At 71.4% G+C, this 21,102-nt stretch carries 10 protein-coding genes and 1 pseudogene; 1 reads left to right on the forward strand and 10 read right to left on the reverse strand.

Features of this window, described 5'->3' with window-relative positions; all coding sequences use genetic code 11:
- Nucleotides 1-67: 67 nt before the first annotated feature.
- The 5 genes from glgB to QF034_RS28330 form a co-directional block, all read right to left on the reverse strand.
- Nucleotides 68-2,971, reverse strand: a complete 2,904-nt coding sequence (glgB, locus tag QF034_RS28310; RefSeq protein ID WP_307177566.1) for a 1,4-alpha-glucan branching enzyme — start codon at nt 2,969-2,971, stop codon at nt 68-70.
- 41 nt (nt 2,972-3,012) lie between these two features.
- A complete protein-coding gene (locus tag QF034_RS28315) occupies nt 3,013-4,455 on the reverse strand; it encodes a maltokinase N-terminal cap-like domain-containing protein (protein WP_307177567.1) in 1,443 nt (480 codons plus the stop codon).
- Between the two features lie 191 nt (nt 4,456-4,646).
- Nucleotides 4,647-6,347: a maltose alpha-D-glucosyltransferase gene (gene treS, locus QF034_RS28320; RefSeq protein ID WP_307177568.1), complete on the reverse strand. Its 1,701-nt coding sequence runs from the start codon at nt 6,345-6,347 to the stop codon at nt 4,647-4,649.
- The gene (locus QF034_RS28325; RefSeq protein WP_307177569.1) at nt 6,344-8,464 is read right to left on the reverse strand and encodes an alpha-1,4-glucan--maltose-1-phosphate maltosyltransferase; all 2,121 of its coding nucleotides are present in this window, start codon (nt 8,462-8,464) and stop codon (nt 6,344-6,346) included. Before QF034_RS28325 ends, treS begins: the two co-directional genes overlap by 4 nt.
- Before the next feature lie 215 nt (nt 8,465-8,679).
- Nucleotides 8,680-9,882, reverse strand: coding sequence for a S8 family peptidase (locus tag QF034_RS28330; protein ID WP_307177570.1), 1,203 nt, complete (start codon nt 9,880-9,882; stop codon nt 8,680-8,682).
- Between the two features lie 290 nt (nt 9,883-10,172).
- Between QF034_RS28330 and QF034_RS28335 the strand changes: the two are divergent.
- Nucleotides 10,173-12,795 (forward strand): annotated as a pseudogene (locus QF034_RS28335) (glycosyltransferase family 1 protein).
- A 72-nt stretch (nt 12,796-12,867) separates the two neighbouring features.
- Here QF034_RS28335 and QF034_RS28340 read toward each other — a convergent pair.
- From QF034_RS28340 to QF034_RS28360, 5 genes are all read right to left on the reverse strand, one after another.
- The gene (locus QF034_RS28340; RefSeq protein WP_307179996.1) at nt 12,868-13,404 is read right to left on the reverse strand and encodes a DUF1990 domain-containing protein; all 537 of its coding nucleotides are present in this window, start codon (nt 13,402-13,404) and stop codon (nt 12,868-12,870) included.
- 63 nt (nt 13,405-13,467) lie between these two features.
- Entirely contained in the window at nt 13,468-15,117 is a 1,650-nt protein-coding gene (locus QF034_RS28345; RefSeq protein ID WP_307177571.1) for a M4 family metallopeptidase, read from the reverse strand.
- Between the two features lie 209 nt (nt 15,118-15,326).
- Nucleotides 15,327-17,387, reverse strand: a complete 2,061-nt coding sequence (locus QF034_RS28350; protein ID WP_307177572.1) for a M4 family metallopeptidase — start codon at nt 17,385-17,387, stop codon at nt 15,327-15,329.
- Between the two features lie 170 nt (nt 17,388-17,557).
- The gene (locus QF034_RS28355; protein WP_307177573.1) at nt 17,558-19,330 is read right to left on the reverse strand and encodes an ABC transporter ATP-binding protein; all 1,773 of its coding nucleotides are present in this window, start codon (nt 19,328-19,330) and stop codon (nt 17,558-17,560) included.
- A complete protein-coding gene (locus QF034_RS28360) occupies nt 19,327-21,081 on the reverse strand; it encodes an ABC transporter transmembrane domain-containing protein (RefSeq protein ID WP_307177574.1) in 1,755 nt (584 codons plus the stop codon). The genes QF034_RS28355 and QF034_RS28360 overlap by 4 nt, the downstream gene beginning before the upstream one ends.
- Nucleotides 21,082-21,102: the final 21 nt, after the last annotated feature.

Consider the following 21,102-nt stretch of genomic DNA (forward strand, 5'->3'; position numbering starts at 1 on the left):
CCAGGCCCGGACCTGACACCGCTGTGACGGAAGCCACCCCTCCCGTCACAGCGGTGCCACAGGCCGTCTACGCCGGGCGCAGCCACACCGTCGACAGCGGCGGCAGCGTCAGCCGGATGCTCGCCGGGCGGCCGTGCCAGGGCTGGGCCTCCGGCTTGACCGGGTCGGGGTTGGTGACGTCGCTGCCGCCGTAGCGCGCGGCGTCGGTGTTGACGGTCTCGTGCCAGGCCGGGACGTCCTCGGGCACGCCCAGGCGGTAGTCCTGGCGGACGACCGGCGCGAAGTTCGACACCGACAGGACCGGCGTGCCCTCCGGGTCCAGCCGCAGGAACGCCAGGACGTTGTCGTCGGCGGCGTCCCCGACCACCCACTCGAAACCGGCCGGGTCCGTGTCGAGCCGCCACAGCGCCGGGGTCGCGCGGTAGACCGTGTTGAGGTCGCGGACCAGGTCCCGCACGCCCCGGTGCTCGGCCTCGGCCCCGTAGCCCGGATCGAGGAGCCACCAGTCGGGGCCGTGCGCCTCGGACCACTCGGCGCCCTGCGCGAACTCCTGCCCCATGAACAGCAGCTGCTTGCCGGGGTGGGCCCACATGAAGCCGAGGTACGCCCGGTGGCCCGCGCGCTGCTGCCACCAGTCGCCCGGCATCTTCGACACCAGCGAACGCTTGCCGTGCACCACCTCGTCGTGGGAGATCGGCAGGACGTAGTTCTCGCTGTACGCGTACACCATCGAGAAGGTCATCTCGTGGTGGTGGTACTTGCGGTACACCGGCTCGTGGCTCATGTACTGGAGCGTGTCGTGCATCCAGCCCATGTTCCACTTCAGCCCGAACCCGAGCCCGCCGAAGCCGCTCGGGCCCTGGTGGTGGGTGGCCCGGGTGACGCCGTCCCAGGCGGTCGACTCCTCGGCGATCGTGACGACACCGGGCACCCTGCGGTACACCGTCGCGTTCATCTCCTGCAGGAACGCCACCGCGTCCAGGTTCTCCCGGCCGCCGTGCTCGTTGGGCGTCCACTGGCCCGGCTCGCGCGAGTAGTCGAGGTAGAGCATCGACGCCACCGCGTCCACGCGCAGCCCGTCGATGTGGAACTCCTCGCACCAGTACAGGGCGTTCGCGACGAGGAAGTTGCGCACCTCGTTGCGGCCGTAGTCGAACTCCAGCGTGCCCCAGTCGGGGTGCGCGGCCCGCAGCGGATCCGCGTGCTCGTACAGGGGCCGGCCGTCGAACTCGGCCAGCGCCCAGTCGTCGCGCGGGAAGTGCGCCGGCACCCAGTCCATCAGCACCCCGATCCCGGCCCGGTGCAGCGAGTCCACCAGGTACCGGAAGTCGTCGGGCGTGCCCAGCCGGGCCGTCGGCGCGTAGAAGCCGGTCACCTGGTAGCCCCAGGAGCCGCCGAACGGATGCTCGGCGACCGGCATCAGCTCGACGTGCGTGAAGCCCAGGTTCTTCACGTACGCCGGGAGCTGCTCGGCCAGTTGACGATACGTCAGCCCCGGCCGCCAGGACGGCAGATGCACCTCGTACACCGAGAAGGGCGCCTCGTGCGCCGGGGCTTCGGCACGGCGGGCCAGCCACGCGTCGTCACCCCACTCGTACTCCGAGGACGTGATGACCGACGAGGTCGCGGGCGGCACCTCCGTGCGGCGGGCCATCGGGTCGGCACGCAGCGTCTTCGAACCGTCGGGGCGGGTGATCTCGAACTTGTACAGCTCGCCCTCGCCGATGTCCGGCAGGAACAGCTCCCACACGCCCGACGAGCCGAGCGAGCGCATGACGTGGCCGGTGCCGTCCCAGAAGTTGAAGGTGCCGGCCACGCGCACGCCGAGCGCGTTCGGCGCCCACACCGCGAACCGGGTGCCGGTCACGCCCTGGTGGGTCATCGGGTGCGCGCCCAGCGCCGTCCACAGCTGCTCGTGCCGGCCCTCGCCGATCAGGTGCAGGTCGAGGTCGCCCAGCGTGGGCAGGAAACGGTAGGCGTCCTCGGTGTCCAGGACCGTCCCCTCGTACTCCACGAGCAGCCGGTACTCCGGGACCTCCCGCAGCGGCAGCAGCCCGGAGAAGAACCCCTCCCCGTCGTCGTCCAGCTCCGCCCGCACCTCGCCGACGACGACGGTCACCGACAGGGCGTACGGCCGGAACGCCCGGAACGCGATCCCGCCGGGCGCGGGGTGGGCGCCGAGCACGGAATGCGGGTTGTGATGCGTGCCGTTGAGCAGCCGCTCCCGGTCGGCCGCGCCGACGGCGGGCGAGACGGCGACCTCCATCTCCGGCGGAAGCGTCTGGGCCGGGGCGGCGGTGGTGCTCCCGGCGGTGGCTTTCGCGACTGTGGCTTTCTTGGTCGTGGCTTTCTTGGTGGTCGCCTTCTTGGCGGGAGCCTTCTTCGTGGGGGCTTTCTTCGCGGGTGGCTTGGCGGCGGTGGCCTTGGTCCCGGTGGTCTTGGCGGCGGTGGCCTTCGTGGCCGTGGCCTTGGTGGCCGCCGCCTTCGCCGTCGTGGCCTTCTTGGCGACCGTCTTCTTGGCCGTCGCCTTCTTGGCAACCGCCTTCGTGGCCGTCGCCTTGGCGGCGGTGGCCTTCTGGGGGGTGGCCTTCTTCGCCGTCGTCTTGGTCGCGGTCGTCTTCTCGGCAGCGGCCTTCGTCGCGGTCGTCTTCGTCGCGGTCGTCTTCTCGGCACCCGCCTTCTTCGCGACGGCCTTCTTCGCAACTGCCTTCTTCTCTACGGCCTTCTTCGCGGTCGTCTTCGCCGGGGCCGCCTTCTTGGCCGTGGCCTTCGTCGCGGGTGGCCGCGCGGCGGGCGTCTTCTTGGCGGCGGCCTTCTTCGCGGGGGCCGTCGCCTTCTTGGCCGCCGCCTGTTTCGGCACCGACGTCTTCTTCGCGGCACTCTTCTTCTGGGCGGCCGTGGGCTGCTCGGGGATCTTCTCCCCTGCCGTCCCCTTGGGACGGGAACCGCTGGACTCAGGGCGGGGGGTCACGGGCGGAGCCTCCAGGACGCAGGTGGGTCAGTCAGGTCGGGTCAGGTCAGGTGGCCGGTCGAGGCGAGCCGGTCTATGGCGGCCAGGGGCACCGGCAGCCAGTCGGGGCGGTGCCGGGCCTCGTACACCACCTCGTAGATCGCCTTGTCCGTTTCATAGGCGCGCAGCAGCACCGGGTCGGTGCGCGGATCGAGGCCGGAGGCCTCCGCGTACCCGGAGCAGTACGCGGACCGGCAGGTCTCGGCCCAGTCCGGCTGGGGCGGATCGGCCGAGCGTGCCGCGTAGTCGAAGGACCGCAGCATGCCGGCGACGTCCCGCACCGCCGGCTGCGGCATGCGCCGCTCGGCCAGCGGCCGGGCCGGCTCGCCCTCGAAGTCGATCAGCCACCACTCGCCGGCCGGCGAGCGCAGGCACTGCCCGAGGTGCAGATCGCCGTGCACGCGCTGCGCGGTCCAGGTGCGGCCCTCGGCGGCCAGGTCGCCCAGTGCCGTGAACGCCGACCGCAGCCCGCCGGCGTACGGCCGCAGCGCGGGCACCGCCTGGACGGCCGCCTCCAGCCGCTCGATCATGCCGTCCACCATGAGCCGGAGCTGCATGTGACCGAGCGTGACCGTCGGCAGTGCCTGGGCCAGCGTGGTGTGCACCTCGGCGGTGGCCCGGCCCAGCGCCCGCGCCTCGGCGCCGAAGTCCTCGCCCTTGGCCAGTTCGCGCAGCGCCAGCTCCCAGCCGTCGGAGGCGCCCTGCACGAACGGCTGGAGCACCCCCAGCACATACGGCTGGCCGGCCAGGTCGGCCGGGCCCGTCGAGAGCACCGGGTCCGCCGTGGGGTCGACGTCCGCGACCATCCAGGCCGTCGGCGCGGGCACCCGGGGGCAGCCCTCGCGGGCCAGCGCCAGCGGCAGCTCCAGGTCCGGGTTGACCCCGGGCACGATCCGCCGCAACAGCTTCAGGATGAACGTATCGCCGTAGACGATCGACGAGTTGGACTGCTCGGCGGTCACCACGCGCGGGACCAGACCGGACCGGATGTCCTGGTCGAGGTCCCGCTCGAAACGGAGCCCGCCGATCCGGGCCTGGGTGCGCAGCGCCTCCAGGAGCAGTTCGGCGGGCCGGGCGTCGTGCAGGGCGTCATAGACCGTCCGGCCGGCCAGCGGCCCCGTCGACAGGTGTCCGATCAGCGCGGGCGCCAGCCGAGGCGGCAGCGCCTCGCGCGCGCCTATCAGCAGCTGGTAGCAGTCGCCGGGGTGGCCGGGCGCGCCGTGCGACGGTACGGACGGCTGGTGGGCGCGCACGAGCAGGTGGTACAGGCCGAGCTTGCCGTTGGCAGGGAGCAGCTCGGTGGCCTCGACCAGCGTGAATCCGGTGACCGGACGTCCCTTGCCCGCGAACCAGCGCTGTCGCGGAAGCCACTCCCGCAGCAGCGGATCGAGGGAGGCAAGAAGGCCGGGCGGGGCGGTGACGGTGCGTGTGACGGCTTCCGACATGGCGTCGCGTCCTTTCACCCATGATTGGTGCGCCTCCGGGGCCTTCAGCAGGTGCCGGCGGCGCCCCTCCGGCTCACGCGGATGGGCGGGGTGTTACTGATGCGTGCCCCGGGCGGGGCGGGAGAAACGCCCCGCCCCGGGGGTTTGCGGCCCGCCCCGTGATTCAGGGCCTCGTCAGGCCGACTCAGGCCTCACAAGGTATCCCTGCGGAGCCGGAACCAGTAGAAGCCGTGGCCCCCGAGGGTCAGCAGATACGGCAGCTCGCCGATCGCCGGGAAACGGACCCCGCCGAACAACTCCACCGGGTGCCGCCCCTCGAAGGCGCTCAGATCCAGCTCCGTGGGCTGCGCGAACCGCGAGAAGTTGTTCACGCACAGCACCAGGTCGTCCTCGTACTCCCGCAGGAACGCCAGCACCGCCGGGTTCGTCGACGGCAGCTCGGTGTACGAGCCCAGACCGAAGGCCGGGTTCTGCTTGCGGATCTCGATCATGCGGCGGGTCCAGTGCAGCAGCGACGACGGCGAGGCCATGGACGCCTCGACGTTGGTGACCTGGTGGCCGTAGACCGGGTCCATGATCGCCGGCAGGTAGAGGCGGCCCGGGTCGCAGGTGGAGAACCCGGCGTTGCGGTCCGGCGTCCACTGCATCGGTGTGCGCACCGCGTCCCGGTCGCCGAGCCAGATGTTGTCGCCCATGCCGATCTCGTCGCCGTAGTACAGGATCGGCGAGCCCGGCAGCGACAGCAGCAGGGCCGTGAACAGCTCGATCTGGTTGCGGTCGTTGTCCAGCAGCGGGGCGAGACGGCGCCGGATGCCGATGTTGGCGCGCATCCGTGGGTCCTTGGCGTACTCGGCCCACATGTAGTCGCGCTCTTCGTCGGTGACCATCTCGAGCGTGAGCTCGTCGTGGTTGCGCAGGAAGATGCCCCACTGGCAGCCCGAGGGGATGGCCGGGGTCTTGGCCAGGATCTCGGAGACCGGGTAGCGGGATTCCCGTCGTACGGCCATGAAGATGCGCGGCATGACCGGGAAGTGGAACGCCATGTGGCACTCGTCGCCGCCGCTCGGATAGTCGCCGAAGTAGTCGACGACGTCCTCGGGCCACTGGTTGGCCTCCGCCAGCAGCACCGTGTCCGGGTACTGCGCGTCGATCTCCTTGCGCACCCGCTTCAGGAAGGAGTGCGTGGCGGGCAGGTTCTCGCAGTTGGTGCCCTCCTCCTGGTACAGGTACGGCACCGCGTCCAGCCGGAAGCCGTCGATGCCGAGGTCCAGCCAGAACTTCAGCGCGGAGATCATCTCCTCCTGCACGGCCGGGTTCTCGTAGTTGAGGTCCGGCTGGTGGGAGAAGAAACGGTGCCAGTAGTACTGCTTGCGGACCGGGTCGTAGGTCCAGTTCGAGGCCTCGGTGTCGACGAAGATGATCCGGGCGTCCTGGTACTGCTTGTCGTCGTCGGCCCACACGTAGTAGTCGCCGTAGGGGCCGTCGGGGTCCTTGCGCGACTCCTGGAACCACGGGTGCTGGTCACTGGTGTGGTTCATGACGAAGTCGATGATCACGCGCATGCCGCGCTGGTGGGCGGCGTCGACGAACTCCACGAAGTCGGCCAGGTCACCGAACTCCGGCAGCACGGCGGTGTAGTCGGAGACGTCGTAGCCGCCGTCCCGGAGCGGGGACTTGAAGAACGGTGGCAGCCACAGGCAGTCGACGCCGAGCCACTGGAGGTAGTCGAGCTTTGCGGTCAGGCCCTTCAGGTCACCGACGCCGTCACCGTTGCTGTCCTGGAACGAGCGGACGAGCACCTCGTAGAAGACGGCGCGCTTGAACCACTCCGGGTCCCGGTCCCTGGCGGGAGTGTCCTCGAAGGTGTCCGGCACGGGTTCGTTGACGATCATGTTGTGGGTGACCCTCCGATCTGCGGGGTGGACGGTCGCAGAACCGAGAAGACATGCGCGGGCCTATGGCCCGGTTCGAGGCGCACATAGTTGGCCCTGCCCCAGTGGTAGGTCTCGCCGGTGAGCTCGTCGCGCACCGGCACCGACTCGTGCCAGTCCAGGCCGAGTTGCGGCATGTCCAACGAGACCGTGGCCTCCTGGGTGTGGTGGGGGTCGAGGTTGGCGACCACCAGAACCGTGTTCGAACCCTGCCGCTTCGAGTAGGCGATCACCGCCTCCTGGTCCGCTTGGTGGAAATGGAGGTCGCGCAGCTGCTGGAGGGCCGGGTTCTCGCGGCGGATGGTGTTGAGCCTGGTCAGCAGCGGGGTGATGGTGCGGCCCTCGCGTTCGGCGGCTTCCCAGTCGCGGTGCCTGAGCTGGTACTTCTCCGAGTCGAGGTACTCCTCGCCGCCCTCCCTGAGCGGGGTGTTCTCACACAGCTCGTAGCCGGAGTAGATGCCCCAGGTCGGCGACAGGGTCGCGGCGAGGACGGCGCGGACCTCGAAGGCGGGACGGCCGCCGTGCTGGAGGTAGGCGTGCAGGATGTCGGGGGTGTTGGCGAAGAAGTTCGGCCGCATGTAGGAGGCGGCCTCGCCCGACAGCTCCGTGAGGTACTCGGTCAGCTCCTGCTTGGTGTTGCGCCAGGTGAAGTACGTGTAGGACTGCTGGAAGCCGATCTGGGCCAGGGTGTGCATCATCGCGGGCCGGGTGAACGCCTCGGCAAGGAAGATCACGTCGGGGTCGGTGCGGTTGATGTCCGCGATGACCCGCTCCCAGAAGACGACCGGCTTGGTGTGCGGGTTGTCCACCCGGAAGATCCGCACCCCGGCGTCCATCCAGTGCCGCAGCACCCGGCAGGTCTCGGCGATCAGGCCGTCCATGTCGGCGTCGAAGGCGATGGGATAGATGTCCTGGTACTTCTTCGGCGGGTTCTCCGCGTAGGCGATGGTGCCGTCCGGGCGGTGGTGGAACCACTCGGGGTGCTTCTGTACCCAGGGGTGGTCCGGGGAGCACTGCAGGGCGAAGTCCAGCGCGATCTCCAGCCCCAGATCCCGGGCCCGGTCCACGAACCAGACGAAGTCGTCCAGGGTGCCGAGCTGGGGGTGGACGGCGTCGTGGCCGCCCTCGGGCGAGCCGATCGCCCAGGGCACGCCGACGTCGTCGGGGCCGGGGGAGAGGGTGTTGTTCTTACCCTTGCGGAAGGTCGTGCCGATGGGGTGGATGGGGGGCAGGTAGACCACGTCGAAGCCCATCGCCGCGATCGCCGGCAGCCGGCGGGCGGCGGAGCGGAACGTGCCGTGCGGCTGCTGCCGGGTGCCCTCCGAACGCGGGAAGAACTCGTACCAGGAGCCGTACAGGGCCCGCTCCCGCTCCACGAGCAGGGGCAGCGGCTCGGAGGTCGTGACCAGGTCCCGCAGGGGATGGCGGGCCAAAACCTCGTCCACCTCCGGCGTCAGCGCCGCCGCCAGCCGCGCCGCCGCCGGGCGGTTCTCGTCCCGCAGGGCGGCGACGGCCGCGAGGATCACGTCCCGGCGGCCCTCCTCCTCGGGCACACCGGCGGCCGCCCTCTCGTACAGCCGCGCGCCCTCCTCCAGCACGACGTCCGTGTCCATGCCGGCCGGGATCTTGATCTGCGCGTGATGGCGCCAGGTGCTGACCGGATCGCCCCACGCCTCCACGGTGAACGACCACAGGCCGGGCTCCCCGGCGGTGACCTCGGCGCCCCACCGGTCCGTCCCCGGAGCCAGCTCACGCATCGGCGTCCACGGGCCGGGGCGGCCCTGCGGATCCCTCAGGACGGCATTGGCGGCGACCGCGTCGTGCCCCTCCCGGAACACGGTCGCCGAGATCTCGAAGGTCTCGCCGGTCACGGCCTTGGCCGGCCGGCGTCCGCGCTGGACGACCGGGCGGACGTCGAGCACGGGTATGCGCCCGACGGCGGTCGCGTCGCCCACGGGGGGTGGCTGCGGGACCTGCGGACCGGCGTCGGCCGGGCGCGCGGGTCGGGACTCGCCGCCGGGCGCGCGCGCCCCGGTGCGGCGGGTGGGGGGTGGTGACGAGTGGTGCTTGGCGGGCATGACCGCTCCTGTCCGCGTCAACGTGGGTAGGCGGATGTATGTGGGGAGGTGGGTCCTGCATGGTGCTCCTGAGAGGGGTACCCGGAGGAGCCTTCCCACCCTATTCGGGTGGGCAATCCGGCACTTTGTTAACTACTCACGCGTATGTCGACACACAAGACCGGCCTCGTCCGTGACGGACGAGGCCGGCCCCTGCGCGTGGCTGCTCCTTCGCCCTAGCCGTGCGGCACCCGCAGTAACTTGTCCGGCGAACCGGGACCCCGGCCGGATATCTTCCCGGTCGCCGCTCCTTCCGTCAGGACCCTTGTGACCTGGGCCGGAGCCGCTTTCGGATGATCGGCCAGATACAGCGCGGCCGCGCCGGCGGCGTGCGGTGCCGCCATCGAGGTACCCGAGAAGGCGACCCGCGCGGTGTCGCTCGCGGCCGACGCCGAGGTGATGTCCACGCCCGGCGCGAACAGATCGAGGGCCGGACCGTGGTTGGAGAAGGCCGGTTTCGCATCCCTCCGGTCGGTCGCGCCGACCGTGAGCGCCTGCTCGACGCTCCCCGGGGAGTACAGGCCGGCCGGCCTGCCGTCGTTGCCCGCGGCGACCGTGTAGGTGACGCCGGAGGCGATGGAGGCGCGGACGGCGGCGTCCAGCCGCTCGTTGCGCGGGCCGCCCAGGCTGAGGTTGGCGACGGCGGGCTTCTCCGCGTGCCGGGTCACCCAGTCGATCCCGGCGATCACCCGGGCCGTGGTGCCCGCCCCCGCCGCGTCGAGGACGCGCACGGAGACGACGCGGGCCCGCTTGGCGACACCGTGGGTCCTCCCGGCGACCGTGCCGGCGACGTGCGTGCCGTGGCCGTTGGCGTCCGAGGCGACCCTGTCGTTCCCGACGAAGTCCCAGCCGTGGCTCGCCCGGCCGCCGAAGTCCCGGTGCGTGGTCCGGACGCCGGTGTCGATCACGTACACGGACACCCCGGCGCCCGCCGACTCGGGCCAGGTGTAGCTCCGGTCCAGCGGCAGCCCCGGCTGGTCGACGCGGTCCAGCCCCCAGGAGGGCGGCCCGGGCTGTGTGTGCTCCAGCCGCACACGGGTGTCCTGGACGACCGAGGCGACCCGGGGGTCGGCGGCGAGCCGCCCGGCCCGTCTCTCGTCGGTCCTGATCGCGTAGCCGTTCAGGACGGTGCCGTACGTGTGGCTGATGCGCACCCCGTACTTCTCGGCGAGGGCCTTTCCGGCCGCCGACGGAGCCCGTGTGCCCTCCTTCAGTGTCACCAGGTAACTTCCGTGCACGGAGCCGGGTTGTCCGGCGCCGAGTATCCGCCCCTCCGGTACGGCGTGCGCGGGCAGGGTGATGGCCGAAAACGCCGCGGCACAGATCGCCGCCGCCAGGCCCCCCGTCCAGCGCAGACGCCGTGTGCGCGTCCGTGCCATGGTTCGAGTTCCCCTCCTCGACTCGGCGTACGGCTGCCGCGCGACACCGCGTACGAACAGGCGCGGGCCGGTACGCCAGGGGCAGCCTCTCGTGACGCGTGAAGTGCCACAAGGACGCCTATGGGGGCGGAATCGGCCATATCCCTGGATGGGCCGGTTCCGGCCGATCGAGCGTCGGGAGGCGGAGCTTCAGCGGCTGCGGCACCGACGCCGGTACTGTCGTAGGTGACGCCGATGAAGCCGTGTGTCAGAACCCTGCGTCATCCCGCCAACGCGCCGAGGTGGAACCCGTGAAGGCGATCCGTCGATTCACCGTCCGACCCGTTCTCCCCGAACCCCTCCGGCCGCTCAGTGATCTGGCCCGCAATCTGCGCTGGTCGTGGCATGCGGAGACCCGTGACCTGTTCCAGTCCGTCGATCCCGAGCGCTGGGCCGCCTCGGGCGGCGACCCGGTCCGGCTGCTGGGCAGCGTGCCGCCCGCGCGGCTCGCGGACCTGGCCACAGACCGCCGCTTCCTGCGCCGCCTCGCCGCCGTCGCGGGCGATCTGAACGACTACCTGACCGGTGAGCGCTGGTACCAGGCCCAGCCCGACGAACTCCCCGCCGCGATCGCCTACTTCTCGCCCGAGTTCGGCATCACGGCCGCCCTGCCCCAGTACTCCGGCGGCCTCGGCATCCTCGCCGGCGACCATCTGAAGGCCGCCAGCGACCTCGGTGTCCCGCTGATCGGCGTCGGCCTGCTCTACCGCCACGGCTACTTCCGCCAGACCCTGTCCCGGGACGGCTGGCAGCAGGAGCACTACCCCGTCCTCGACCCCCACGAGCTGCCCGTGGTCCTCCTGGAGGAGCCCGACGGCACCCCCGCCCAGGTCGCCCTCGCCCTGCCCGGCGGCAGGCGGCTGCACGCCCGGATCTGGCTGGCGCAGGTCGGCCGGGTCCCGCTGCTGATGCTGGACTCGGACGTCGAGGAGAACGACCTCGGCGAGCGCGGCGTGACCGACCGGCTCTACGGCGGTGGCAGCGAGCACCGGCTGCTCCAGGAGATGCTGCTCGGCATAGGAGGGGTCCGGGCGGTGCGCACGTACTGCCGGCTGACCGGGCACCCCGCGCCGGAGGTCTTCCACACGAACGAGGGACACGCCGGGTTCCTCGGCCTGGAGCGGATCGCCGAGCTCTGCGCCGAGGGCCTGGACTTCGACTCGGCGCTGGAGGCGGTCCGCGCCGGGACCGTCTTCACCACCCACACCCCCGTCCCGGCCGGCATCGACCGCTTCGACCGCGAGCTGGTCGCCCGCCACTTCGGCCCCGACGCCGAGCTGCCCCGCATCGACGTCGAGCGCGTCCTCAAGCTCGGCATGGAGACCTACCCCGGCGGCGAGCCCAACCTGTTCAACATGGCCGTGATGGGCCTGCGCCTGGCCCAGCGCGCCAACGGCGTCTCCCTGCTGCACGGCAACGTCAGCCGCGAGATGTTCTCCGGCCTGTGGCCCGGATTCGACGCCGACGAGGTGCCGATCACCTCCGTGACCAACGGGGTGCACGCACCCACCTGGGTCGCCCCCGAGGTGTTCCGGCTCGGCGCCCGGCAGATCGGCGTCCACCGCGCCGAGGACGCCCTGACCGTCGGCGGCTCGGATCGCTGGGACGCGGTGGCGGACATCCCCGACCAGGAGATCTGGGAGCTGCGGCGGGGCTTGCGCGAGCAGCTCGTGACGGAGGTGCGGGAGCGGCTGCGGGCCTCCTGGCGGCAGCGCGGCGCCGGCACGGCCGAGCTGGGCTGGATCGACGGCGTGCTCGACCCGGACGTCCTCACCATCGGCTTCGCGCGGCGCGTCCCGTCGTACAAGCGCCTGACGCTGATGCTGCGCGACCGCGACCGGCTGATGGACCTGCTGCTGCATCCCGAGCGGCCGGTCCAGATCGTCGTGGCCGGCAAGGCCCACCCCGCGGACGACGGCGGGAAGCGGCTGGTGCAGGAACTGGTGCGGTTCGCGGACGATCCGCGGGTACGGCACCGGATCGTGTTCCTGCCGGACTACGGCATGGGGATGGCGCAGAAGCTGTACCCGGGGTGCGACATCTGGCTGAACAATCCCCTTCGCCCGCTGGAGGCCTGCGGCACGTCCGGGATGAAGGCGGCCCTCAACGGCTGTCTGAATCTGTCCGTCCTGGACGGCTGGTGGGACGAGTGGTTCCAGCCGGACTTCGGCTGGGCCATCCCCACGGCCGACGGGGTGGGGACCGACCCGGACCACCGCGACGACATAGAGGCCGCGGCGCTGTACGACCTGCTGGAGCAGCGGGTGACGCCGAGCTTCTACGAACGCGGCGGACAGAGCGGGCTGCCCGACCGCTGGATCGAGATGGTCCGCCAGACCCTGAGCCTGCTCGGGCCGAAGGTGCTGGCCGGGCGCATGGTCCGCGAGTACGTCGAGCGGCTCTACCTGCCGGCCGCGCTCGCCCACCGTTCCATGGGTCCGGACGCGGCGCGGGAGCTCGCCGAGTGGAAGGGCCGGGTGCGGGCGGCGTGGCCGGGGGTCACCGTCGACCATGTGGAGACGTCCGCGGCTGCGGGCGCTGGCGGAGCTCGGTACGACGCTGGGGTTGCGGGTGCGGGTGGGGCTCGGGGAGCTCGGGCCTGATGACGTGGAGGTGCAGGCCGTTTCGGGGCGGGTGGACGAGGAGGACCATATCGCTGACGCGGCGGTCGTTCCGTTGAAGCCGGCCGGGTCCCCCGATCAGGACGGGCGCTGGGTTTATGAGGGGCCCTTGTCTCTGGATCGCACCGGACCTTTTGGGTATACGGTGCGGATCCTTCCCGCGCATCGGCTGTTGGCTTCGAGCGCGGAGTTGGGGCTTGTGGCCGGTCCCTCTGAGGAGTTGGTGGAGGCTGCGGGGTTGTTGATGCGTTGAGTGTTGTCTGCGGTGCGTGGGGGCTTGTCGCGCCCACGCGGCGGAGCCGCACATCGATACAGCCCCGCGCCCCTAGGTTTCTGCACCACCCTGCGTTGCCAGGTTCCGCAGGACATTGCCGCACCGCCGCGCGTACGCGTGCTGGAAGCCCCTGGTCGCCGGGCCGCCCGCCCTCGCGTACCACTTCGCGCCGCGGCTGAAGGCGTTCACGGTCAGCCAGACCGTGCCGTCTCCCGTGCGGTCGACCACGAAGGACTCCTCGCCGCACTCGGGGTGGCCGGGCAACGTGCCGTAGGCCCAGCCGGCGCGGCGGGGTTCCTCGACCGTCCACACCACACGGCAGGGGGCCTTGATCATGCCGGCGAGGGTGACGGTGACGTCCACGCCGGGGGCGGCCCGGTCCGCGCCGGCGTCGATGCCGACGCCCAGGGCCCGGTGCATCTCCCAGGTGAGCACCGCCTCCGAGGCCCGGCGGAAGACCTCCTCGCCCTCGCCGAGGCGCGTGCGCACGTTCATGGGATGGAAGCCCGGCGGGCAGAAGCCCTCGTCGCGGGTGGCGCCGACATCGGCGTAGGTGAAGTCCTTCGGATCCGGATAAGACACGGTCACCAAGAGTAGGGCGGTACCCGCGCCGTCCTTCGGCCCGGGTACCGCCCGAGAGTCGTGCCTCGGTCAGCCGACGTTGACGGCGGACCAGGCGGCCGCGACCGCCTTGTACTCGGTGCTGGACGCGCCGTACAGCGCCGAGGCCGCGTTCAGGGTCGCCGTGCGGGCCTGCGCGTACTTGGTCGTCGACGTCATGTACGTCGTCAGCGCCTTGTACCAGATCTGCAGCGCCTTGGTCCGGCCGATGCCGGTGACCGTGGAGCCGTTGGACGTCGGCGAGTTGTAGGTCACGCCGTTGATGGTCTTCGAGCCGCTGCCCTCGGACAGCAGGTAGAAGAAGTGGTTGGCGGGGCCGGAGGAGTAGTGGACGTCCACGCTGCCGAGGCTGGAGGACCAGCTGTCCTTGGACGCGCCGTCCTTGCTGGGCTTGTCCATGTAGCGCAGCGGGGAGCCGTCGCCGTTGATGTCGATCTCCTCGCCGATGAGGTAGTCACCGACGTCCGAGGAGTTGGCGGCGAAGAACTCGGCGCCGGCGCCGAAGATGTCGCTCGTGGCCTCGTTCAGGCCGCCGGACTCGCCGCTGTAGTTGAGGCCGGCCGTGGCCGACGTCAGGCCGTGGCTCATCTCGTGGGCGGCCACGTCGAGCGAGGTCAGCGGGTGGGTGTTGCCCGAGCCGTCGCCGTAGGTCATGCAGAAGCAGCTGTCCGACCAGAAGGCGTTGACGTAGCTGTTGCCGTAGTGGACGCGCGAGTAGGCCGCCTTGCCGTCGTTGCGGATGCCGCTGCGGCCGAAGGTGCTCTTGTAGAAGTCCCAGGTGATCTGGGCGCCGTAGTGGGCGTCGGCGGCTGCGGTCTCCAGGTTGGACGGGTTGCCGTCGCCCCAGACGTCGTCCGAGCCGGAGAAGAGCGTGCCGGTGCCGGAGGTGCCGCGGTTGAGGTTGTACGTCTTGTGCCCGCCGCGCGTGCCGTCCGTGAGGTTGTACGAGGACCCGGACTTGGTGGTGCTGAGGGTGACCTTGCCGCTGTACGTGGTGTTGCCCGTGCCGGTCTCGATGCCCTGGTACTCGTAGAGCTTCTTGCCGGTGGCGGCGTCGGTGACGACGTGCAGCTCGTTCGGGGTGCCGTCCTCCTGGAGGCCGCCGACGACCGTCTCGTAGGCGAGGGTGGGCTTGCCGTCGGCCGCCCAGATCACCTTGCGGGGCGTGGAGTTCGCCTCGGTCTTCTCCGAGCCGGCCGCCTTGGCGAGCGTCACGGCCTGCTTCTCGGCCTTGGCGGCGGTGACCACCGGCTTGAGCGAGCCGACCTTGAGCTTCGCCTTCGTCGCTCTGGTGATGCCCTTGGCAGCGCCGGACTTCGACGCGTGCACCACGAGGTCGCCGCCGAGGACCGGCAGGCCCGCGTAGGTGCGCTCGTAGCGGGTGTGGACCGTGCCGTCGGCGTCCTTCACGACGTCTCTGACGACCAGCTTCTCCTGTTCGCCGAGGCCTATCTCGTCGGCGGTCCGCGCGGCGTCCGCCTGCTGCTCCTTGATGAGGGCGGCGCGGGCGGGCGCGGTCAGCAGGACGGGGGCGGCGGCGAGGGCCGGCTTGCCGGAGGAGGCGTCGGCGGCGGCGCTGCTGCCGGAGGTCAGACCGGTGGTGAGCAGGGCGCCGGCCGCGACGGCGGTGGCGATGGCGAGCGTGGTGCGCTTGTGACGCGCGTAGACAGAGGTAGACACACAAGCTCCTCGATGTGGGGGAAGTGCTGTGGTGCTGTGCGGCGGGTGGGGGAAGAGTGGCACCTCGGGCGCGTACATGTCAGAGGCCTGCGTGATGTTGGCCGGAAATCGACGACGAGCCGTACGCCCGGACACGGGAAGCGGGCGCCGTCCCGGGGGAGTCGAACCCGCCGGGGCGGCGCCCTGCCCTGGGCAGGCCGCGAACGGGCCTACGGGAAGGTGAGCTTCCAGCTGTTGATGTATCCGGTGTCGAGGGCCGCGTTGTCCTGGACCCGCAGCTGCCAGATGCCGTTGGCGGCCTCGGAGGAGGCGTTCACCGTGTACGTCGTGTCGATGTTGTCCGCGCTGCCGCCGGTGCCGTAGCCCTTCAGCGTGTACGCCGTGCCGTCGGGGGCGACCAGCTGCACCTGGAGGTCACCGATGTAGGTGTGGACGATGTCCACGGCGACCTGGAGGTTGGAGGGCGCGTTGCCGGTCCGCCCGGAGACGGTGATGGACGACGTGACCGCCGCGCCCCGGTCCGGGATCGCCACGTCGGCGGTGTTCTCGAAGGACGTACCGCCGCCGCCTCCGCCGCCGGAGCGCGTGCCGACGTTGATGCCCGCCCACGCGTCCTGGACCGCTTTGTACTCGGCGCTGTCGGTGCCGTAGAGCTCACCGGTGGCCGCGAGGGTGCCGGTGCGGGCGCCCGCGTAGTTGGTGGTCGAGGTGAACTTGGTGGTCAGCGCGCGGAACCAGATCTTCTCCGCCTTGTCCCGGCCGATGCCGGTGACCGGAAGGCCGTCCGAGGTGGGCGAGTCGTAGGTGACACCGTTGATGGTCTTGGTGCCGCTGCCCTCGCTCAGCAGGTAGAAGAAGTGGTTCGCGGGGCCCGAGGAGTAGTGCACGTCGATCGAGCCGATGCCCGAGTACCAGGCGTCCTTGGACGCGCCGTCCTTGCTGGGCTTGTCCATGTAGCGCAGCGGCGTGCCGTCGCCGTTGATGTCGATCTCCTCGCCGATGAGGTAGTCACCGACGTCGGAGGAGTTCTTCGCGTAGAACTCGACGGTCGAGCCGAAGATGTCGCTGGTCGCCTCGTTCAGGCCGCCGGACTCGCCGCTGTAGTTGAGGCCGGCCGTGGCCGAGGTGAGCCCGTGGGTCATCTCGTGCGCGGCCACGTCGATCGACGTCAGCGGGTTCGCGTTGCCCGAGCCGTCGCCGTACGTCATGCAGAAGCAGCTGTCCGACCAGAACGCGTTGACGTAGTTGTTGCCGTAGTGGACCCGCGAGTACGCGCCCGTGCCGTCGCCGCGGATGCCGCTGCGGCCGTGCACGTTCTTGTAGTAGTCCCAGGTCAGTGCCGCCCCGTAGTGGGCGTCGGCGGCGGCCGACTCCGCGTTGGACGGGCTGCCGTTGCCCCAGACGTCGTCGGGGCCGGAGAAGAGCGTGCCGGTGCCGGAGGTGCCGCGGTTGAGGTTGTACGTCTTGTGGCCGCCGCGGGCGCCGTCGGTGAGGTTGTACGCCGACCCGGACTGGGTGGTGGTGAGGTCGACCGTGCCGGAGTACACGGTGTTGCCGGTGCCGGTCTCGATCGCCTCCCACGCGTACAACTTCGCGCCGGTGGTGGCGTCGGTGACGACGTGCAGTTCCTGCGGGGTGCCGTCGTGCTGGAAACCGCCGACGACCGTCTCGTAGGCCACGACCGGCTTGCCGTTCCCGGCCCAGATCACCTTGCGGGGCTCGCGGTTGACGTCCGGGCTCTTGGCCTTCTCGGCCTTGCTCGCGGCCAGGGCCTGCTGCCGGGCCCGCGCGGCGGGCACCGAGGCCTTCGTCGTGGCCGGCTTGATGGCGGCGCGGGTGGCCTTCACGACGGACGCGGTGGCGTCCGTCTTCGTGCTCTCGACGACCAGGTCGCCGCCGAGGACCGGCAGGCCGTCGTAGGTGCGCTCGTAGCGCGTGTGCACGGTGCCGTCGCGGTCCTTGAGGACGTCGCGGACGACCAGCTTCTCCTTGGCGCCGAGGCCCAGGTCCTTCGCGGCCCGCGCCGTGCCGGCGTCGGCCTCGCGGATCAGCGCGGCGCGCTGGGCGGGGGTGAGCCTGACCGACTCCGAGCCGGGGTTCGCCTTGGCCGCGGCCGACGGTGCCGTCGTGGGGGCCGCGGTGGCGGTGCCGCTCTGCACGGCGGCGGCGATCAGCGCGGCGACGCCGGCGAGGGCCACGGCCGCGGTGCGGCGGGGAGCGTGGGACGTGCGTCTGTGGGAGGTGCTTCTTCGCGAGGAACTGCTTCTCAACACTGACTCCTTCTGCGGGGCCGGGGGTCGCCCGGCCTGGGGAGGTGGAGGTGTTGCTGTGGGGTTGCTGTGGAGCAGTCGTGGGAAGCGTGGCAGGCGAGTGCGCTTTCTGTCAGGAGCGCGTCAAAGGTATGGCCGGAAACGGTTCGTTGACCGGAAATTCATGTTCGCTATACGGACGGTTTCCGGGTGTCGGGCAGGTCCCCGTGCCAGGAGTGCCACAGCGCCGCGTAGGCCCCGCCCGCCGCCACCAGCTCGTCGTGCGTGCCGAGTTCGGTCAGCCGGCCGTCCTCCATCACGGCCACCCGGTCGGCGTCGTGCGCGGTGTGCAGCCGGTGCGCGACGGCGATGACCGTGCGCCCTTCGAGCACGGCGGCCAGAGCGCGCTCGGTGTGCCGGGCCGTCGTCGGGTCGAGCAGCGCGGTCGCCTCGTCGAGGATCAGCGTGTGCGGGTCCGCCAGCACCACGCGGGCCAGGGCGAGTTGCTGGGCCTGCGAGCCGTCGGTCCGGCAACCGCCCTGGCCCAGGAGGGTGTCCAGGCCGTCGGGCAGCTCCCGCACCCACACGTCGGCGCCGACCACCGACAGCGCCGTCCACAACTCCTCGTCCCCGGCGGACGGTTCGGCGATCCACAGATTGTCGCGGACCGTGCCGAGGAACACATGGTGCTCCTGGGTGACCAGGACGACCTGGCGGCGCAGCCGCTCCGGTCCGAGCCCAACGACGGGCACTCCGCCGACCGTCACCGAGCCGGCGGTCGGCGCGTCGATGCCCGCCATCAGCCGGCTCAGCGTGGTCTTGCCGGCGCCCGACGGCCCGACCATGGCCAGCCGCTCCCCGGGCGTCACCGTCAGATCGACGCCGCGCAGGACCTCGACGCCCCCGTCGTAGGCGTAGCGCACGCCGGTGACGTCGATACGGTCGCCGTCCGGATCGGGACTGTCGCCCTCCCCGGCGGTCCGCGGCGCCCGGGCCAGTCCCTCCACCCTGGCGAACGAGGCCCCGCTGCTCTGCAGTTGCTCGACCCGGACCAGGATCTCGTCCAGCGGATTGCTCAACTGGTGCAGATACAGGGCCGCCGCCACCACCGCCCCGAGACTCATCGCGCCCGAGGTGTGCAGCGCCCCGCCGATCACCAGCACCCCGGCCACCGGCAGGACGTACGACACCTCCACCGCCGGGAAGAACACCGAGCGCAGGAACAGCGTGTGGAAACGCGTACGGCGGGACGTCTCCAGGGCCTCCCGGCTCGCCGCGGTGCGCTGCTTCCCGAGCCGGAACGCCTCCACCGTGCGCGCTCCGGCCGCGGTCGCCGCGAGGATCTCCGCGACGTCCGAGGTGGCCGCGCCCTCGGCGAGATACCCGTCCCGGGCCCGGCGCAGATACCAGCGCAACGCCAGCCAGATCGGCGTCAGCCCGAGCACGCCGAGCACACCGAGCAGCGGGTCCAGCAGGAACACCGCGCCGACCAGGAACAGGCACTGCACGAGGTTGACGAGCAGGACCGGGCCGGCGTCCCGCAGGGTGTTGCCCACGGTCGTGACGTCCGAGGTGCCGCGGGCCGTCAGATCGCCGGTGCCGGCGCGTTCCACGACCGAGGCGGGCAGGGCGAGGGCGCGGTCGACGAACCGCTCGCGTACGCGTGCGAGGGTGCGTTCGCCGAAGCGGTGGCCCACGTAGCGGGCCCAGCGGGCGAGGAACAACTGGGCGAGGGCGCAGGCCAGGAGGACGAGGGCCAGCCGGTCGACGGCGGCGACCCCGTGTCCGGCGCGGACGTCGTCGATCATCCGGCCCAGCAGCCAGGGTCCTGCCAGACCGGCCACGGCGGCGAGGGCGTTGAGGCCGAGGACGGTGGTGAAGGCCCGGGTGTCGGCCCGTACGAGGTCCACCAACGCGCGCCGGACGTCCGCCCGTTCGGCGACGGGCAGGTGTGCGCGGCTCATCGCACCGCCTCCTCGGTGTCCCTGGCCACGAGGGCGCGGTAGCCGGGGGTGGTGTCGAGCAGTTCGTGGTGGCTGCCGGAGGCGGCGACCTTGCCGTCGACCAGGTAGTGGACGGTGTCCGTGCGGTCCAGGACGAGGGGGGAGGTGGTGGTCACGACCGTGGTGCGGCCTCGCCGGGCCGCTCTGAGGCGGTCGGCGACGGTGGCCTCGGTGTGGGCGTCGAGGGCGGAGGTGGGCTCGACGGTGAGGAGGATCTCCGGGGCGGCGAGGAGGGCTCTGGTCAGGCGGAGGCGCTGGCGTTGGCCGCCGGAGAGGTTGCGGGCCTGGACGGCCATCTGGGTGTTCAGGCCGTCGGGGAGGGCTTGGACGATGTCTTCTGCTGCGGCTGCGTGGAGCGCCGCCTGAAGTGCGGCTTGTTCGCCGTGGGCGGGTGCGGGTGGTGTGTGGCATGTCGCGCAGTTTCCCGCGCCCCTGAGAGCCGGTCCGATCATGTCCTGGAGGGTTCCTGCGAACAGGTCCGCCTCGTGGTCGGCCAGCAGGATGCGTCGGCGGATCTGGTCCAGGGCGATCTCGTCGAGGCGCTTGCCGCCCCAGGTCGCGTTCGAGGGGGTGTAGCGGGCGAGGCGGTCCAGGACCGTTGTGGCGTCAGCGGGGTGTTCCGCCACCAGGGCCGTCAGGCGGCCGGGCAGGACGCGGACGCCGGACTCGGGGTCGTGCAGGGCCGACGGTTCGGACGGGGCGTCCTGCGTGCCGGTGTCCGGGATCGGTTCCAGGCGCAGGAACCGGACGACGCGGCGTGCGCACACCAGGCCGCGGCTGAGCTGGTAGCCGCAGTCGACCCAGAAGGACACCGGGCCCACCAGCACCGCGACATAGCCGTAGACCGACACCAACTGGCCCACGGTGATGTCCCCCTGGGCGGCCAGGCGGGCCGCCAGCCAGGTCACCACGGCGAGGAACAGGGTGGGCAGGCCGATGCCGAGGGCCTGGACCCAGCTGGTCACCGCGCCGACCCGGTACCCCTGCTCGCGCAGCCGCTGCGAGTCGCGGCGGAAGGCGTCCGCGACCAGTGTCTTGCCGCCCAGCCCGGCGAGGACCCGCAGACCGCCCGCCAGGTCACCGATCCGTGCGGTGAGCACGCCCTGCCGCTCGCGGTACTCCGTCTCGGAACCCTGCAGCCGCCCGAGCAGCGGCCCGACGAGCAGGACGATCACCGGGATCCCGAGCAGGACGACCAGGGCGATGAGCGGGGAGACCGAGACCAGCAGGACGGCGACCGCCAGATAGGCCACGACCGCGCCGACGCCGGGTCCGACGACCGTCAGCGACTGGCTGATCGTCTGCACGTCGCCCACACCGATCGTGACGACCTCTCCGGCCCCCATCTGCCGCTGCAGAGAGGCGCCGAGCCGCACCGCCTGGCCGACGACGACCTTCACCGTGCGGAAGTTGGCGTCCATCCGGACACGGGTCATGGTGCGGTGGCGCATGATGCTCAGCCAGGAGTTGAACGCCCCGACCGTGAACAGCGCGCCGCTCCAGAGCGCCAGCGCGCCCATGTCGCCGGGCTCCAGACCGTCGTCGATCGCCCGGGACATCAAATACGGCGTCGCCGCCAGCAGCACCATCCACACGCTGCCGAACATCGCCCCGGCCGCGCACCGCCAGGGCTGCCGGGTGACCAGCCACCACAGGTATCGGGCGCCGCCCCGGTGGTCGGGTGTGCCGGGGTCCTCGTACGCGTCGATCATCCGCCCGCCCTCCGCCGCCGT

Source organism: Streptomyces africanus (genome assembly GCF_030816955.1).
GTDB classification, from domain to species: Bacteria; Actinomycetota; Actinomycetes; order Streptomycetales; family Streptomycetaceae; genus Streptomyces; species Streptomyces africanus.